The organism is Sphingobacterium kyonggiense (genome assembly GCF_039536825.1).
Lineage (GTDB): Bacteria > Bacteroidota > Bacteroidia > Sphingobacteriales > Sphingobacteriaceae > Sphingobacterium > Sphingobacterium kyonggiense.
On the sequence record NZ_BAAAZI010000006.1, the window covers coordinates 522,732 to 541,027 of the forward strand.

The window sequence follows — 18,296 nt, forward strand, 5'->3', positions numbered from 1 at the left end:
CACATTTATAAAAAAACACGGGTAAGCTGTCTTATCCGTGTTTTTTGTTGGTCGAATAATAAAAAAAATAAAATAATTTTCATCAGGGGGGTAACATAATCTGGATAGTGTTGATATAGCTGTAAAAGATAACAGAATTATACACTTAAAGATTATTAGTTATGAAACGATTTTTACTTTCAATGATGATGATGACTTTAGCGATCCTTGGGATGGCTCAAGTAAAAGAATCTGGTGATTTTCAGATTGGCGTATTTGGTGGAGGTTCCTTTCCCATGGGGACCTATAAGTCCATAGGACAGACTAAAACTGGTTATTTTGGTGGTCTATTTATGGATAAATACTTTTCAGGCAATCGCTTTGGCTTAGGAGTCGATGCACGTTTATTGTCGCATGGATTAGTTAGGGAGGACAGCATGTTTTTTGAAAATGGATTTATCGAAACAAGCTATAAAAATAAGGCGAAGTTTGAGCATATGGATTTCACCTTTGGCCCTACCTATAAGTATGAAGAAGGAAGTTTTCAATTGGAGGCATTCTTACGCGGAGGTATTTTAATGCAGCGCTTTCCGGAATATGTGAAGAGTTTGCATTATGATGATGCTAAGGGCAACTCGATAGTAATTCCATTGAAACAGACTACGAATGATGCCAGTAATAAAGCGAATGCTTGGTTAGGTTTGGCGGGATTACGCTTTAACTACTTGCTATCGGATAACTTAGCGCTTTTTGCTCAAGCCGATTATATGCAATCCTTTGGAACTAAGTTTGGAAAGAAAGCTTCCAAATTTGCAGTAGAAGAACGAATTGCAGCAGGTACTGCTATAGAATCAAAGACCTTTGTCAATAACTTTTTAGATCATTATGAAGAAACTTTTAGTCCCTCGAAGACACCATATCAAAGTTTAAATATTGGCGTTGGTGTTAAATATATCCTTGGTCGAAAATCAGCAGAGAAACCTGTTGTGGAGAGACCAATAGAGACGGTAGTACCAGCTGTAAAACCACAGTCGAAAAGTATTCAAATCGTAGTAAAGGATAAGCAAACAGGCATAGCGTTGAGTGGAGTAACTGTTTCTGTGGAATCAGCAAATTACTCCAATAAGGAGACTTCCAATGCCAATGGAGAGATTGCGAGAATAAATAACGCTCAGGCTGGAGAATATAAGATAGTAGGAGAAAAAAATGGTATTAAAACTGATCTAATGACCATATCAGCAAATGATTTTACAGGACATGATGCAGTTATTTATCGAGAAATTTTTCATGATGACCCTAGATTTACCTTGATTGGGGAAACTGTTGATTGCGACAAGAATCAGATTCTTCCGAATATCGCAACTGTATTGACAAATAGTAGCAATAAAAGCAATATGAGTCAGACTTCTGATAAGGAAGGTAAGTTTATTTACCAATTGGATCAACGTGCTGATTATACTATAGTTGCCAATCAATCTGGTCGCTATTCACAAACAGAAATGGTTTCTACCCAAGGTTTGGACCGTAGCAAAACCTTATATGTCACCTTAAAACTTGGGGTATGTAATTTGGTTGCAGGAGGAAATTGGGTGCTGAAAAATATACATTATGATTTTGATAAGGCAAATATTCGATCGGATGCTGCAGTGATCTTAGATAATGTAGTTTCGATTATGAAACAGAATCCGAGCCTAAAAATCGAATTGTCTTCTCATACCGATAGCCGTGGTAATGATGCTTACAATCAGCGTTTATCGCAGCAACGTGCAGAATCTGCAGTAGCTTATCTAGTAAGTAAAGGTATTGAAAGAAATAGATTACAAGCTAAGGGATATGGTGAATCGCGTTTGTTGAATAACTGTGGCAATGGTGTTGACTGTTCAGAAGAACAACATCAGGAGAACCGCAGAACAGAGATCAAAGTATTGGCATATTAAATTAAATGATATGGAACCCAAGGAAAATAAGGATTTGCAGATCGATGATATGCAACCTGAGCGGATCTCCTTGACGCTATTTGTGATCGGATATTTTCGATACTTACTTAAGATCTGTCTTCCTTAAGCGTTGAAACAAATAAAGGATTAGGATTATAGTAAAAATGATAGCCAACCAGTGATAAACTGGAGATAGACCTGTAGCTTGCTGCAGGTCTATTGTTGTATCCAGGCCAGTATAGACCATATTTGCCCAATACCAAGGGTTTGACATCGTTTCGTCTTGTTCAAGGAGGAATTGTCTTTTGGCATTTGAAAGTGCTTGTACGGGACTCTTTGTGCGTAATAATTGTTGATAGAATTTATCTGTCATATCGAGCATAACAGCATCATTAGCATACCAGTGGGTGGCCAATACGCCAGGGATACCCTTACTTAGAAATGCTCGATTAATACTTGCTAATCCTTCGGAAGGTAGAAGTTCACCAGAGGCGGTATTGCAAGCCGACAAAACGACTAAAGGTGCCTGCATGGAAAAGTACCTTAATTGGTCGGTTGAAATGGGTTGTTTCAATAAGAGTTTTGCTTCCCCATTCTCTTCAACGATACTATGTGCAGCGATATGGATGATTCCCTTAGCATTCCATATTTCAGCCATACGGTCTGGATTTAAATCCTTAAAATCGAAAAGCTTAGCTTCATAATGCTGTTTGAGGTTCTGGACCTCTTTGTGAACAAAGGGTAAATCCACCAATGGGGGATTGTATTTTTCCCTATAGAGAATATTCAGGGTCAAATTATTAAATGACCTTTGATCGAACAGATCAAAAGCAAGGAGTGAAGGAACATATTGAATGTCATGCTTTTGGATTAAATATTCCTTCTCATCATATAAAGCATCAAAAGGCAGCACATGTAACTCATTATCCAAAGATAGTTTGATTTGTTTTTTGTTGCTAGCTAACATTGGAAGCAATGCCTGTTTCAATTGCTGTGCAGATTGAAAATATTTTTTAGGATTGCTATTAAATGCATGTGGGGAATTGCTAAAATAAGTCTCCTTAAAATGGAGTAAATCAGTGATAAACTTAGGTTCTTTTAGGTGGAAATATTGAATCTGACCTGCATCTATCCTAAATATAGAGATGCTATGATCCAATTGAATGAAATAAGCATATTGCTGTCCTTTATAGGTCTTTAGGTTATTAAGGAATTTTTCAAAAGAGGGCATTTTCCGTCTGTTTAAAAAATACTGCTCTTCTAATTCAAATTTAGTCAACAATGCTTTAATTTTCTCGTCGGTTTCTTTAATCTCGATGGAGTCTATTAGTCGATCTTTTTGTTGATATAAAGCTTGTAATTGTTGGCTTTCGGTGTTCACTTGTAAACTGTCATTTTGCCAATCGTTGGACCGGATAATATCGTTCCATAAAAGCCTTCCTTTTGATAATTCCATAAACCAGATTAATTGGAATAGCTGTTCCTGTCGTAGAGATTTTGGATCAGGTAAATTATCCAGGATCTCTTGCATTAAAGTTCTGTTCCAAATATTAGCACTTAGGTGATTTTCCTTTCCACTGCTGTTTTGTTGAAAAGCAAAGTCCTGTTGAAGTGCGAGTTGATAGTAATAGAGACTACTATCAATAGTGGATTTGCTGTAAATGGTTCCTAAGTCTCTATAGATATTGATGAGGTTGTAGGTAGATTGTCCATAGTCGTTTACTTGACTTTTTAGAAGGTCCTTAGCTTTCCAAAGACTCTTAATGGCTGTATTCTTATTTCCACCTGATAGTTCGTTTTTAGCTAATTTGTGAAATAGATCAGCCTTTTCCCTAAATCTGGAATTTGGAAAATTTTGCAATTCCAATTGAAGTGCTTTAAGTATTAAAGGTTTGGAGGTAGGATGCTTTTCATCTAATTGTTGCAGGTTAATTTGTTGGCTTAGTGCAGCTATATAAGCTGCTTTCACTTGTTCGTTTGGTGCTAAATTGTTGCTGTATTTTAAAGCTTGTTGATTATAATATTGGGAGGAGTCTATTAGATTTTTTTCTTGATAGGCTTGTGCGAGACCATTGTATAAGTGGATATGGAGGTAATTAGGCTTAGCTAATAGTTTTAATCCTTCCAATCCTGTTTGGATGGCGAGGTTTACTTGATTGCTATGTAGGTACATCAATAATAAATTGTTTAAGAAAGATGCTTTTAAGGTCGAATCTTTACTTTCTTTAACAGCTTGAAGTTGTAAGCGCTCAGACTTCTTATAATCTCCAAGCATACTGTAATTATTAGCGAGTGGTTTTATCAGGTAGGTCAATCTATCTACTTCTGAAAGGCTTTGGATTTTTTGGTCTTGTAATAATGCTTGTTCATAATACCTACTGCTCGTTAATATACGACTATGGCTTTGGAAATTGTATCCCATATTGATCAATATCCAAGAATATGTGTCTGCTTGATCCTTTGTGAATACTTTATTTTGTAGAGGCATCAGAAACGCCTCTGGGTTGTCTTTGTAGGTTTCAAAATGGTCGTATGCAATTTCCCCTAATGAGTCCAATAATACACTTGAAACACTATCCTTAGGAGATTTTGTTTGAGTTTCCGGTGATTTGTTTGAACAGGAGAAACAAAAGCAAGAAATTAAAACGAATAAAATGGATCTTATAATCGCCACATTAAATACAAGTTGATGTTATTTTTATATGTTTTATCGTATTGGTATCGAATTCCGAGAGCAGGACCTAAATATGCTCGGCCAATATTGAGGTCGACCAGAGGAGCAAATAATAAGGCTGATCTTTTTTCCTTAGCGACTTGGTTGTTTATCGTATAAGCAGAAGTCGTTCCAGCGGCATCTGGAATATGATACGTTATAGCTTCTTCACGATGGTAATTGATATTGGTTTTTACCAATGCACCCACTCCAGCAGAGATATACCGACTTATATTATACCGTATTTGAACGGGCAATTGCAAGGAGATATATTTCTTATTAGAAGAGGAGTCCATACCGCTGAATTTTCGGTACTGGAGGTTACCTCTTTCATCTGGCACCTGGATTTCACCTTGCTTAGCAATGTTTTGTTGGTTAAATTCAGATCCAAAGGTACTTGCATAAAGTTCGACCTGCCAATAGGGTCGTTTGTATGGAGCAATGGGAGCTAGGCCAACACCTATACTCAGGCCTTTGGTTAAACGACCTATCTCATCATTTGCGGCTTTTGCCGGAGCATTTAATCCTAAGAAAACAATGGGCGACAAACCAGGTCTGAACCGCATGGTAGCTTGGTTGGTGCGTATAGGTTCATTCTTGTCAAAGTATATATTGGTATAACTTGGTAGGGATTTTTTCTGAAGCTTTTTATGTGTCTCTAAAGTGAAACGTATAAAACCTTTACTGCTATCCTGATCTGTTAAAGTAGGGGATGCTGTGCCAGGCAATGCAATACCTTTGAAATGAAAAACAATCTTGTTTTCATCAACAAATTCAAAAGAATAGCAACCTAGATCAGTCGGTGACTTACATGTATCGCATTCCGGGTAAAGGTTCAATAATTTAAAACTTCTGGTATTGATTTGCTGGGGAAAGAACATTTCCAAACGGATGTTTTTGGCATCACCCTCTCCATCATTTTGAAATTGTACTTTATACGTTAGTTTTTTCTTTTTGAACTGTATCCTGTAATCAACTAATGCAGGTCTGACAGACATTTTATTCGGATCATGGGACTTAATAATAGGAACATCGAGTTTATGAATTACTGGGTCTTTTCCATCTGCTAGGTAAATACCAGTTAGGGTCACAATAGCGTTAGTGTCTGCCAGCATCTCTGGGGTAATATCAAGATTAATGATGGAGAATTGTGTTTCATTGGTATTCCCGTCAATTTCATATTGTGATACGGTATTGTATTCCTCTATTAAATCAGTGAAAAACTTGTTGGCTTCGCCCGGTTTAAATTGGATTTCTTCTATAGTACCATAATCAGGACTGCCACTTTGCGTAATACTGGTGCCTTTGACATTTGCCCATAAACGTTGGAGATCCTTTGTATGTTCTACTGGAATTATTCTTTCTTGATGGTATTTGCTTTGATTTGCCACTAGAAATCCAGTAGGATTGATCAACTTTTCATTCGTTAGAATGAGCACTGTTCCTTTATTGCTCGTCGGTTTCACACCTACTACAAGCGACATATCTTCACCAGGAACAGCGTTTGCATTCTTAAATAATTGGAAGATACCATTGGATTTGAAAAATTGTTGTTCAAATGTATTGGGTGCTTTTTGGTTGCTTGCCATTCTACTTTCCACCTGAACCTTTGTTTTTGGTTTTTTTGGTCTAGGACCATTATCGTAATTGTTGACAATATAAAGGGAAACATCGTATTCTCCAGCTTTAGCATATTGATGCTCTGGAGATTCTTTGGTGCTGAAATTTCCATCTCCAAAATCCCATAAATAGGTGAAATATGCCTGTCTGCCTCCAGGTATTGGTACTAAAGGACGGATTACGGGTTTGAATTTTATGGTAGAATCTAAATATTGAGTTTCAATTCGAGAAGGGAAGGTGTCCTGCCTAACAATAAGAGAGTCTTGGGCCATTGCTGAGCCAACGAACAATAGACAGATCAGCAGAAAATAGAATTTCTTCATTGGTTTTAATTGGTGGTTTTTTCTAGATAATGGTTAGTATTCTCCAGTAATAATGATAAATTTACGAAATACTAACCAATATATGCATCCTGATCAACAGTTAATAGTTTCTCTTTTAGCGAATAATCATGTTGGAATTCAACAGATTTACGATCGATGTGCTCCTAAAGTCCTTCGAATGATCCAACAGAATTCAGGTTCTGAAGATGATGGCTATGACATGATTCAGGAGTCCTTGGTTGATATCTATCACATGGCAAGGGATAGGAATTTTCAATTGACGACCTCCATCGAATCATTTGTATTAATGGTTGCAAAACGGAAATGGTTGAACCATTTGAAAAAAAGTAAACAATTGGAGGTAACAAATTCAGAAGAAAGTTTATTTAACAGTGAGGATGAATCAGAGGCTTTATATACAGAGCATCTGGTTAAAGTGGAGCAAGAACGTATTCTAATGGAACAATTAGATAGCCTTGGTGAGCGATGTCAAGAGATTATCAAACGATGTATGCTATCTAAAAATCAGGAGAAAATAGCTGAAGCATTGGGGTTGAGTTATGCCTATCTGAGGAAAAAGAAAAGTGAATGTATGGCTAAATTGAGCGAAAGGATGAGGAGCCATCCATTTTTTAAATTAATCAATCATGAAAACAAGGGATGAATTAATTCAAGATTATATTGATCAGGTTTTAACCGATGCTGATCAAAAAGAATTTGATGCCTTATTCGCAGGAGATGAGACTTTTAGAGAAGAGTTGAACCTGCAACAACAAATACATGCTTCCCTTGCAGATCGATTGATTTCAAAGGAGGACGAACTTCGTAGGACTTTAACATCTGTAGAACAAGACTACAGATCGAAACAAAAAGGTACTGTTGTTCATTGGCGGAAATGGATTATTCCGATCGTTGCTGCAGCCTGTTTATTGGTGATTGCTAAAGTATTTCTATTCCCAGCTGCTCGCTATTATGAAATACCAGAGATGCGGTCAGAGATTGTTCGTGGTCAAGAGAGCCCCAAACTATTAACCTATGAGGAAGCAGTTAAAGCATTTAATGCTAAAGAATATGCTCATAGTTCTTCAGTGCTTCAGTCCTTAACAGATGAAAATCCTGATGTAGTACAGTATGCTTATTATTTGGGGCTAAGTAAATTGGGTGAGGGAAAATATCGAGAATCTGTAGGGGTTTTAAATCGCGTTGCTGATGGGGAATCCATCTTTCAACAAGATGCGAATTATTATGTTGCGGTTGCCTATCACGAATTAGGACAAGATGATGAAGCCAGGGAAAGGTTAGCTAATATTCAAACAACAAGTAAGATTTTTCCTAAAGCTAAGGAGTTGTTGAAAAGGTTGAAATAAATTATAGGTCTTAGAATCTAAGGGATAGTATCAAAACCATAGATTTTATATTGACCATTTTCCTTAGTTACCCAAATGCCGAATTGTCCACCTTCATGACCTGGTGCAGCTTCATCTTTGTTGAAGATGGTATAATAAACTACATGTAGGTTCTTTTCTTCAGGTTGCTTCACATAAATTGTTTTATTTCGTTTCAACCTTGTTAGGAGATCTGTACCAAACAACCTCTTAAATTCTTCTTTATAAAAATCAGCAGCTGGAAATTTATAGCCTTCATATTTCTTGGTAAATTCTTCTGAACAGGCATAACAATCAATTACTTTTCCGGTGCGTGATTGTAAGGTCTTGATGTCCTTTTTCTCAATCCACTTGACCACCGAATCGGCAAAGGCCAGAACTTGTTTTTCTTCTGTTTGTTTAGTTTCTTGTGCTTGGCAAGAGAGACTTGCAAACAGTGAGAAAATACCAATAATTAAAGAAAAGCTTTTCATGTTCTTGTATTAATAGTTTTATCTAATTTAATAAAATTTCTGCTATTTTAAATTTGAGGAGTTGGTAAATATGTTGTTAAATAGCTGTTATAAAAATAACTCCGAATCAGAAATACTGATTCGGAGTAGGAATATAAAAACTAAGGAGAGTTTGGAGACTAAAATGAATACCTGACACCTAATTGCACTTGTGCTCTAGAATTGAAATAATCAATGCTATATGCCGTCCCTGGGTCTTTGAAAGTAAATACAGGCCAGGTATTTTGGTTCTGTTGTGGTGGAAACAGTGTTGGTGTTAAACCCACAGAACTGGTTGAATTGAACGTATTAGGAGAGAAATATTGAATTCCCCAAGTCTTGCTGATTAAGTTGGTGACATTTACGACATCAGCAGATATAGTTAAAGCTTGACCTGATTTTGTAACAGGTAATTCATGTGCTATTCGGAAATCTGCTTGAACATTCCATGGCGTTCTGGCCATATTTCGTTCTGTAAATTGTCCACGTCTAGATTTTAAATAATCATTGGAATTGATGAATTGATTGAATGCTGCAGCTTGTTGTACTGCTGTCTGTCCAGATGGAATATCCTTGAAATACTGAATAGCTTCTTCTACTTTAGGGATATAGACCAAACTAACTTGTTGGCTTAAACCTTGAATGCTGTTGTTGACAACACCATAAGTAAATGGAGAACCCGACTGTGCTGAAAAAAATAAGCTTAAATTGGTTCTTCCGGCACTTTTCCAAGGGATATCATAGTTGATATTCGACATAAGTCGATGTCTAATATCAAAATTACTGTAAGCCAATTTAGGGTTGTTCGGAACCAAAGATTGATTTAACTGCCAATTGGATTCCATGGAATTACGAACACCATTGGAAAGATCTTTGGATTCCCCAAAGGTATAACTTGCCGTTAAACTAAGTAGATTGAAATTCTTGCTTATTGAACCCGTTAAGCTATATCGATAACCCTGGTTGGTATTGCTGAGTAAATAAATGTTGGAGAATTTACTGTCGACAGTACCGTTATATACAGGTTGTTTTTTGTTTTGGTCGTAGCCATACCAAAGCGGGCTATCTTTACTATTGATTTGTTGGAACATCACATCGCTGATACTTCTTGTATAAATACCATCGAAAGTGAACTTCCAACCATTCTCTAAGGCATAATCAATCCCCAGGCTTGTACGAAATACCTGCGGCATAGTAAATCCATTATCGATCAAATCGACTTGCGTACGGCCGCTATTTCGGTCATTAATGACCGCTCCGTTTTGTGCAATAAAATCACCCAATCCATTCTGACTAGGTTTAATGGCATCAGATCCAGGTGTGAATGGTTTCTGGTCTACACGCTGATCAAAAGCGCCGTAGGTCAAACCAGTATTGTAGTAAGCATAAGCCAACCAAGCAAATGGAATTCGCCCGGTAAATAAACCAGCACCACCGCGAAGGACAAGGTCACGTTCTTCTGTTACTTCCCAACGAAAACCTATTCTTGGTGATAATTGAACCTTGTTTAAGAAACTTTTGTTAATGCGACTAACGGGAGAATACTGATAAGTTGTATTGAAATTAGGGTCTGGCCAAATAGCATTAATGCGGTCAGATACACCCGGTTTTTGTGGTAAATGAGCAAAATCAGCTCGGATACCAGGTGTTACTCTAAAACGATCGCTTATCATAATTTCGTCCTGTGCATACAAACTGTACATATTGATGTTGAAGTTTGCCGCAGGATTGTCTAAAATATAAGATCTGCTGTTGTTCGCATAATTGTAACTACCACGTACTCGGTAAGGGTTATTGCTGATGAAGTCTTCTATACTGTTATAATCAACACGACCATTCCAGCCATTAACAAATCCATAATTGATGTTGTAAAGCTCGTTATGGGTGCCAAATAAGAATTTATGGTTTCCTTTATTCCAGTTCAGATTGGCAGTAATCTCCCAAGTTTTTTGTTGAAGATCAAAGATGCTTGCCTCACGATCTGTACCGATGTAGATAGTGGTACCTGGGCTTCTACCTTGTATTTGAACCTGTGGTAGGGTAGGATCGGATAAAGGATCACGACGGTCTTTTACTAAGGTAAAACCAATGACAGCATTTCCACTTACGGAATTAGAAAACCTACTTTTCAATTCGGCCACTGTAGAGCTTTGGTTATTGGTTTGTTCAAATGCCATACTCGAAAAGCGGAAATCCTGTTGATCTCTATCCATGTGACTAGCGGAGCTACGGATGGTATTATTACGGATGGCCAATTGATGCTTCTCATTGATATTCCAATCTAAACGATTAAAGAACTTGATAGACTTTGACCAATTGGTATACAAATCGGCTGTTCCAGCATCGAATATATTGCCATACCTGGTTTTTACGGTGTTCATGATGGAGCTCGCATCTGCAGCACTTAGAATATTTGCAGTTTCATTGCTTCCGACCAACAATTGGGTAGGGTCATTTCTTCTGCTGATTTCTTGATTAGAGAAGAAGAATACCCTGTTTTTAAGAATTGGAAATCCGATACGGAAACCAGCTTGATAATCGTGGAAATCAGCATTCATTTTCCCTAAATTACCAGCTCTGTCAGATCCAGTTAAAGAAGCATTTCTACCAAAACCATATACCGAACCTTCTATTTTGTTAGTTCCTGATCGGGTAACTGCATTAATAGATCCGCCCGTAAAATTTCCAATTTTAACATCGTAAGGAGCTAAGTAAACCTGCATATCTTGTATGGCTTCAATGGATATGGGATTGGTCCTTGTGGAGCTACCTGCAAGACCTGAAGTACCAGTTTGACCACCTAAAGAAGGAGAGAAGCCGATAGCATCGTTATTGATTGCTCCATCTATGGTGACATTGTTATAGCGGAAGTTGGTTCCCATAAAACTGTTGTCTCGACTCCTTTGAGGAGTTAGACGGGTTAGATCAGTAATGGATCTGGATACACTTGGCATGCTTTGTACCTCAGCTGCTGAAATATTCTTTCCTGCACCATAGGTATCTGCCCTTTGGCCAGCAGCCCGAACAGAAACAACCACTTCTTCTAATTGTTGGGATTCTGATTTCAGGATAAAGTCGATGTTTAATGCTCCACCTAGTCGGATTTGGATATCCTCTTTGACATCACTGAGCATTCCGACTCTTGAGGCTGTCAATTGATAAGGACCGCCAATCCGAAGGTTATTTAATGTATATAGACCATTTTTATCTGTTGAAAGGACATATTTAGTTCCTGAGGGTAAGTGGATGGCCGTAATGGTTGCATCGGCTATCGCTGTTCCATTGGCTTCGATAGTTTTACCCGATAAGGAACCGGTAGTTTCTTGTGAATAAGCAAGGTTGAAGAGCCCCATTGCTAGAAAAATAAGCAATAGAAGCCTGTTCAACCATGTTGAGATATATGAAATATTCATAATAAATTCGATTTTCTTGTGCGCTTATAGGTTAATTGAATGTTCGACCAATAATGTGTATTATCCCTGTTCCTGTAATGATATCATATTTTGTTGGCTGGATATACTGCGAGCCAATTCGCATAGAAAGTTTATCAACTATTCTTCTATCTCTCCAGTGATTCTGGATGCTAATAGGTATGTCTTTGTTGTTAAGGGACTTCTCTGAATAGATATCCTTTCCTTCAGTAGCTAAAAACTGATAATCTTGTTTGAATTTTTGATCTTTACAAATATGCCATTCCACCAAATCAATTAGTTTTTCCTTGGGTGTCTCCACAATTTGCTCTAAACTGGAATAACCAGCATTCCTCATAGCAATATTGTTTGGAGCGTAAATGGTAAATTTTTCATTTGGTTTCCATTGTTCTGTAATGCCAGAAGATTTTAATGCTTGGTAGAATAAGGAAAGATCGGAAATAGCTGATAAACCATCGAGAAGGTTTTTGTGTGCATTGGGTAATAAAAGATTATTGATTACCTGCATCATTCCATTCGAGGCTTTTGTATCGAGTTGAAGAACTATGCTTCCGTTTATGGTTAGCATGGTATCTTTTCCATATAACACTTTACTCAAGTAAGCTTCGGTGCCCAATAGCGTTTCTAATGGTTGGTTATATCCCATTTTTACCTTAGAAATGATTAATTCAGATTTTAAAATATGGTATTTTGTGATTAGCTCTAACTTGCTAGCATCTTCCATATAAACTGCTGCCGGATCTTTGTAGCCTGCATCTTTGAAGGCCTGGTCAGAAGAGGCAAGTAAAGTAAAAGGGCCTGCTTCAATCAGTGTTTTGGAGATGCCGGTTTTATGTAAAGACGTCGCCAAAAATTGGAGTCCAAAATTATCTCTTACAACCTGATGTAGAGTATTATTATCTTTAGGTTCTATTTCTGAAACTGTAGAATTACATGAGTAAGCAAAAAAGAGTAGGAATGGAATAGAGTATAATGAATAATGTTTCATGATGATTTATTTTTTAAGATGCCACATGGTGAAATCTTTTGGGACTAAGATTCGATTAACAATATGTATAGGACCTTGGATAGTATTGATATCAGATTCAATAATCTCAGCATCTTTGATGTTACTATTTTTATGACTTAGATTGATTTTGTTGTTTTTTGTTTTAAATACAAAATCAGGATAAACAGTATCAAATTTACCATCGTAAGTCATGGAATTGCTGATCATGTATTTAGGAAAGAAAATCTCATCAAAGATTGTTGTGAACCAAATCATTCCAGGGGCTCCCATTACTCCAATCCCATTTTTTGAAGGATTTGTAGATTGAATTATTATACCGGCATTAAAATGAAAATTTTGATATCTTAAGAGGCTATCAATTGGAGTAGAATGACCATAAGGGAAATTAGAATTTGGAGGTATTCTATTGTTCAATGCTATAAGATCTTTTTCATTAAAAATTCCAATTTCATTAAAAGCTTCATTTGTTGGAGGGAATAATGTTAAGTTTACTAAATCCCTTTTATAATTATTACTTTCATAGGCAGAATTTGGAAATGTATAAAAAAAATCTAAAGAGTAGTGTAATGGGGTGGCAAAATTTCCATACGACTTACTATAGTATCTTTCATAAAATGGGAGGCTTAGTTCAAGAGCTTTATTATATAAACTAAGTCTTTTGTCCGATTTTAAAACATCAATCATTTGTCTTTCAGGGACCTCTAAAACACTATTTATTAAAAAGGCCTTACCTTCAAATACTGGTATTTCTTTTAATAAACTTATTCTCTTACCATTTACAAATATTGAATTTTCAGAAGCTTTTAAGTAATGATTATATCTATAAACTTCTGTTTTTGTAAAATCAGTACTTCTAGTTGAGTAATAGTATTTTGGGTTTACCAAAAGTGTTGGACACATAATGTCTGGAAATGCATTTTTTAGTTGATTAATTGATATAGCATCTGTGATTATATGATATTTAATAAGTTTTGCTAAATCTGATTGAGTACTCATTTCAATCCCTTGTTTATTTAATCCTAATTTTTCCATTGCTGAATTTGATGGAATGAAAAAAGTTAGTTTAGCAAAAGGATATTCTTTTAAAATATAATTTTTTATATCCGCTTTATCCCAAGCAAGCTTAAAAAGTGTAGCTTCTCCTGGTATGGATTCTTCGAAAATGTTTAATTTTTCTGTTATTACTTTGTTACCCGTATTTTCTGGTAGAAATTCATTTTTCTTACATGAGCTAATTATTATTATAGATAATAAGATCATAGAAAAAAATAGTTTGGTTAAAGTTCTCATATTGTATTTATCATTTTTTTATAGCTTCGGTTGGCAATACTAAAAGGTTTGATATACCATTTACAATTCCATTTTCAGCTTTATAGTCTAATTCGGAAATTGGTTCTAATGATGATTCTCGATCTGGACTATCTTGATAAGATTTCCTAGTGTCAATAATAAATGGTTTACGAGGGGAATGAGTAGAAATTCCAAATGAATAATTTTCGTCACCCCTAATTTGAGATTTGTAGTATGGTGCCCCATAATAACCAGAGCCAGGCAACTTGCCAAAAACATCCATGTCGGACAAGAAAAAATGATTATAAACTAGGTATACACTCCAAAACCTATTATGGAAATTTGAAGGGTTCCAACTCTTGATTTGTTCTAACGATATTTTTTCCTTTAAAAACGCATCATTAGTAGGAGCAAAAATGGTGAATGGACCAGATTCACTTAGTTCATCCCATTTCCTCATTTGTTTTAGAAATTGTACGAAAAAAGAGTATTTTTCTTTCGATAATAGAATATCTTGTACTGAAGGTTTGTACTTTAACACTTTATCGATGGTATGTAATACGCCATTCGTTAAAGGGATATCTGTCCCTAATTTTTGAATTGATGCACCATTTATATAAAATTCAATTCTGGGGGAACAAGTACTACAACCTATAAAAAAGCGATTTCCTAAATAAACCTCTAAATTTGCCAAATTAGTATATTTATTATCAATGGTATTTGGTGGTACATCTGAATAATTTAGTCGCCTTGGGAGAATGTGGTAGGTAAGCATCATTTTTAAACTGTCCTGATCCATTGAAGCAAAATCTGAAGCTCTGATAATTCCAATCTCGTTGAAGGCTTTATTGGTTGGGGCGAAAAATGTAAATGGACCCTCAGAAGTCAAGGTTTCGGTTAATCCAACCTGGATTAAAGCAGCATGGAATAAGGTTAGTTCATAGTTATTCTTACTGAAGTCTATAATATTTGCTAAATTTTCCGATTCCTTATAGATGCTTAAATCTTCATGTTTACAGGAATGAAAAAATGATCCAATGAGAATTAGGAAATATGCAATAATGTTTTTTATTGGATTTTTCATGATTAGTAGATTGGTTGAGGGAATTTTCGTTGAACACTCATTAGAAAGACATGGCTATTAACAATTTCAATGCTGCTAACAAGACCAAAAGTTTTTGGATTATAAATTCCTGAGTGAACATCTGCTGTAAGGCCAGGGAAAAATTCGTTATCACTTTGGCTCGGCTTATATTGACTATTGTCGAATTTTAAAAATCCATAATTACTTCGAAAAGACCTTACTGTATTTCCTCTTGGAAAAGTAGGAGCTTCTGGTATAAATGTATTTAATCTAGGGTTTAAGGGTGGTTTACAAAATTGAATAAATTGCCAAGTAGAACTGAAAATTTTGTTATTTGAATTATGGATTAATGGAAAACTATAATAAGAAGCTACCTTAGGATTATCTAATTCTCGAATTACAGATCCGGCAAACTGATAACTAAGTTTTGGAATTCTTAAATGTTGTATTTTTCCTGCTGCATCAATTTGAGGTTGAATGTGAGTCAAAAAAACATTAACGGTATCAACTATTCCATATTGAAATGATTGAATTGTGTTAGGAACTGGTGTCTTGAATTGCTCATCGGCATCCACAAATCCCTTTGCACTCAAGTTGTAAAAATTCACATAGGAGAGCGTGTCTGAAAAGGGTTGTTTATGGAAGTTTTCCTGACGAACATATAAGCCGTTTTTCTTGGTCTTAAAATCCTTTTGTAGAATATGTAATGTATAAACCTCACGTTCTGAAAGGTCAATTGTGGTGTCTAAAAATACAATTCGCTGTTGTTCATCAGGTAGTTGAGAGAATGGGATTTCGCTTATTGGTCTTGCCATAAATAGAAACCTTCTTTTACCTGCAGGTATCTGGGCCCAATTCGTCAAGTCAAATCCATTCAAAATAGGAGCTGTTGGAACTAATTCCTTACCTGGATATTCTGGGTTAAATTTAGACGTGCTTAACCCTGCATGAGCCGCATTTGGAGCAGCATAAAGGTTTCTTTTATCCAAATGATCCCCAACAACTAATCCAGAAATAGGTTTGCCAGTTTCATCAAATTCAGGATCAATAAACATACAGAAAAATGGTTGAGGTTCATCCTTGTTCTGAAGGGTCAGTGTATAAGTCATGTTATTAAATACACGTATATAGGCAGGGTTTTCTACTGTATTATACTCTATTTTTTCACATGATGAAAAGAGTGAATTGATCAAAAGGAGTAAAATTATAGGAAATCCATAAATGGCTTTTTTTGTTCTTCCGGAAAAGCCAATAATATTATTAATTTTCATAGCCATTGATTTATTTGGTGTGTTTTACGATCATGAATCTTGGTTTTTCTTGCTCATTGGTCTTACTTAAATCACCGATAAGAGCAATAGAATAGACACCTGGTTCATGTACAGGAACTTTTCGATTAACCTTCGTATAAAGTGCCTTATTCCTAATTAAACTTTCACTGGAAAGAGGAGAAATATTTCTTAACCAATCCCCTGGAACACGTCCTATTTCCGATCGGAAAGCGGTGAAATGATAAGGGGAACCTTTAACATCTGCTTTGCTGTATATTATAGTTGCGTAATTGTCTGTATAATTCAATTGATTCAAAGGGATATTTGCACCGGTTACAGAAAATCTATCGGTTATGAAGTTTTGACCATCCGAGCTGGCAACAGTTAATAAAGGGAGCTGCTTACAGAAGTTAAAATAACGGACATGGAAAAAATAGCTTAACTTCATTCTATCATAAATGGCATTATTTCCATTTTTATTTTGCCCTATATAGGTACTTCCTGAAAGGTTGTTGGCAGCAAGGGAGCCATGTACTTTATTGCCCTCATCGAGATGTAGCCATAAACTGTAGTTTTGTCCCGCCATTAGTTCTTGCTCTTCCGAATAAACCACTTCACCTACTTTGTTTTTTACTTCTAAGAAGTGTTTCCCGGCTACTAAATGGATATATTCTGAAGATTGAGTAGCTGTGGTTGAAGCACTGTTTTTTCCATCTATGGATAGGGTTAAATCTTGATTAAACAAAGCATTTGCAAGTTGTAATCGGGTAAATGTTCGATTTAGAGGTTCTGAAATATCTGCTATGGTTTGATAACAATTTTGGACATTATTAATTTCATCCCTTCCAGAAGTCCAGGTGAAATCATCTGGATGAACCACAATACTATAAACTCCGCCGGGTTGATAAGTTTGAATAGCACCATAAATCAATCCTGTTTGCGCTTTATCAACACCTTCCATTTCTGAAGTTTTTGGAAGTATTTTGGCATATTGGGTTTGTCCTTGGCCGGGCAATTGACGACCATCTGTGGTTAGTACTTTAAATTGATACGTTCCGTAAGGTACCTCTACATAATCCGACCAGGAGTCCATTGCGATATTGGAAGTTTTCCCATTGACGGTTGTGCCATCAGCAAATGCTAATGTAACTGGCCCTGCCAGGTCCTCCATTGGATTTCTAGGTGAAAGTTTTCTTGCTAAATTAATTATCCTAATCTTAAAATGATCAGGTTTACTTGGTGCGGTAATGCTTCTTGGAATTTCTACGTAATTTGTAGGGTTTTGCATTTCTGAAGTGGTATTCCTCAAGAAATAATAATCTTTTGCTTGATTCTTTCCGTCTGTTGCGATAAAATCAAAAGGTACAGCAAAAACCACTTCAGTTATATGTTTTACATGGCTCACTTTAAAATTGATGCCTGTACTGTTCTTAAATAATTCTTGTGGAATGTCCCAGATTAAACCTAAGCGGCCGTCCTTAGGGAAATACTTGGTGCCCGGAGGGGTCGTTTCACTTGGAGGGATGTTGCCAGATCTTCTAGGGGCTACAAAGAAATTGGTGAGTGAATCTCCATCAGCAATTAATTGCGGGTTTTTGGAGAGATTAACTAAACGGACCATGGATTTGTTCATATTGCTCAAATCCCTTCGATAATCATAATTAAAGCCTGGATTTTCTTTTTTACAAGCAATGAGAACAGCCAAGAGACTGAAAAGTAGCATTAGATTAATTGCTCGCTTGTTTTTTAGTATTGTTTTCATT

The 18,296-nt window shown here is 36.2% G+C and carries 12 protein-coding genes; 3 read left to right on the top strand and 9 right to left on the bottom strand.

Annotated features, from left to right (window positions below; genetic code table 11):
- Window positions 1-161: 161 nt before the first annotated feature.
- Entirely contained in the window at window positions 162-1,916 is a 1,755-nt protein-coding gene (locus tag ABD676_RS07170) for an OmpA family protein (RefSeq protein ID WP_344673915.1), read from the top strand.
- Window positions 1,917-2,019: 103 nt separating this feature from the next.
- On the opposite strand, the gene ABD676_RS07175 is transcribed toward ABD676_RS07170, so the two are convergent.
- On the bottom strand, window positions 2,020-4,473 hold the full coding sequence (locus ABD676_RS07175; protein WP_344673916.1) for a CHAT domain-containing protein: 2,454 nt from the start codon (window positions 4,471-4,473) through the stop codon (window positions 2,020-2,022).
- 104 nt (window positions 4,474-4,577) lie between these two features.
- Window positions 4,578-6,572 carry a PKD domain-containing protein gene (locus ABD676_RS07180; protein WP_344673917.1) on the bottom strand — a complete coding sequence of 665 codons (1,995 nt, stop codon included), beginning with the start codon at window positions 6,570-6,572 and terminating at the stop codon, window positions 4,578-4,580.
- Window positions 6,573-6,624: 52 nt separating this feature from the next.
- Here ABD676_RS07180 and ABD676_RS07185 point away from each other — a divergent pair, with 52 nt between their 5' ends.
- Together ABD676_RS07185 and ABD676_RS07190 are read left to right on the top strand one after the other, a co-directional pair.
- Complete coding sequence (locus tag ABD676_RS07185) at window positions 6,625-7,236, top strand: RNA polymerase sigma factor (RefSeq protein ID WP_344673918.1); 612 nt, start codon at window positions 6,625-6,627, stop codon at window positions 7,234-7,236.
- Window positions 7,220-7,939 (top strand): tetratricopeptide repeat protein, encoded by a 720-nt coding sequence (locus tag ABD676_RS07190; RefSeq protein WP_344673919.1) that lies wholly within the window; start codon window positions 7,220-7,222, stop codon window positions 7,937-7,939. The genes ABD676_RS07185 and ABD676_RS07190 overlap by 17 nt, the downstream gene beginning before the upstream one ends.
- A 17-nt stretch (window positions 7,940-7,956) precedes the next feature.
- On the opposite strand, the gene ABD676_RS07195 is transcribed toward ABD676_RS07190, so the two are convergent.
- The 7 genes from ABD676_RS07195 to ABD676_RS07225 form a co-directional block, all read right to left on the bottom strand.
- Window positions 7,957-8,430, bottom strand: coding sequence for a hypothetical protein (locus ABD676_RS07195; RefSeq protein ID WP_344673920.1), 474 nt, complete (start codon window positions 8,428-8,430; stop codon window positions 7,957-7,959).
- Window positions 8,431-8,588: 158 nt separating this feature from the next.
- Complete coding sequence (locus tag ABD676_RS07200) at window positions 8,589-11,861, bottom strand: TonB-dependent receptor (protein WP_344673921.1); 3,273 nt, start codon at window positions 11,859-11,861, stop codon at window positions 8,589-8,591.
- A 31-nt stretch (window positions 11,862-11,892) separates the two neighbouring features.
- Window positions 11,893-12,867 (bottom strand): fasciclin domain-containing protein, encoded by a 975-nt coding sequence (locus tag ABD676_RS07205; RefSeq protein WP_344673922.1) that lies wholly within the window; start codon window positions 12,865-12,867, stop codon window positions 11,893-11,895.
- 6 nt (window positions 12,868-12,873) lie between these two features.
- Window positions 12,874-14,178, bottom strand: a complete 1,305-nt coding sequence (locus tag ABD676_RS07210) for a fasciclin domain-containing protein (RefSeq protein WP_344673923.1) — start codon at window positions 14,176-14,178, stop codon at window positions 12,874-12,876.
- A gap of 10 nt (window positions 14,179-14,188) precedes the next feature.
- Complete coding sequence (locus ABD676_RS07215; RefSeq protein WP_344673924.1) at window positions 14,189-15,262, bottom strand: fasciclin domain-containing protein; 1,074 nt, start codon at window positions 15,260-15,262, stop codon at window positions 14,189-14,191.
- A gap of 2 nt (window positions 15,263-15,264) precedes the next feature.
- Entirely contained in the window at window positions 15,265-16,533 is a 1,269-nt protein-coding gene (locus ABD676_RS07220; RefSeq protein WP_344673925.1) for a hypothetical protein, read from the bottom strand.
- A gap of 10 nt (window positions 16,534-16,543) precedes the next feature.
- Window positions 16,544-18,295, bottom strand: a complete 1,752-nt coding sequence (locus ABD676_RS07225; protein ID WP_344673926.1) for a hypothetical protein — start codon at window positions 18,293-18,295, stop codon at window positions 16,544-16,546.
- Window position 18,296: the final 1 nt, after the last annotated feature.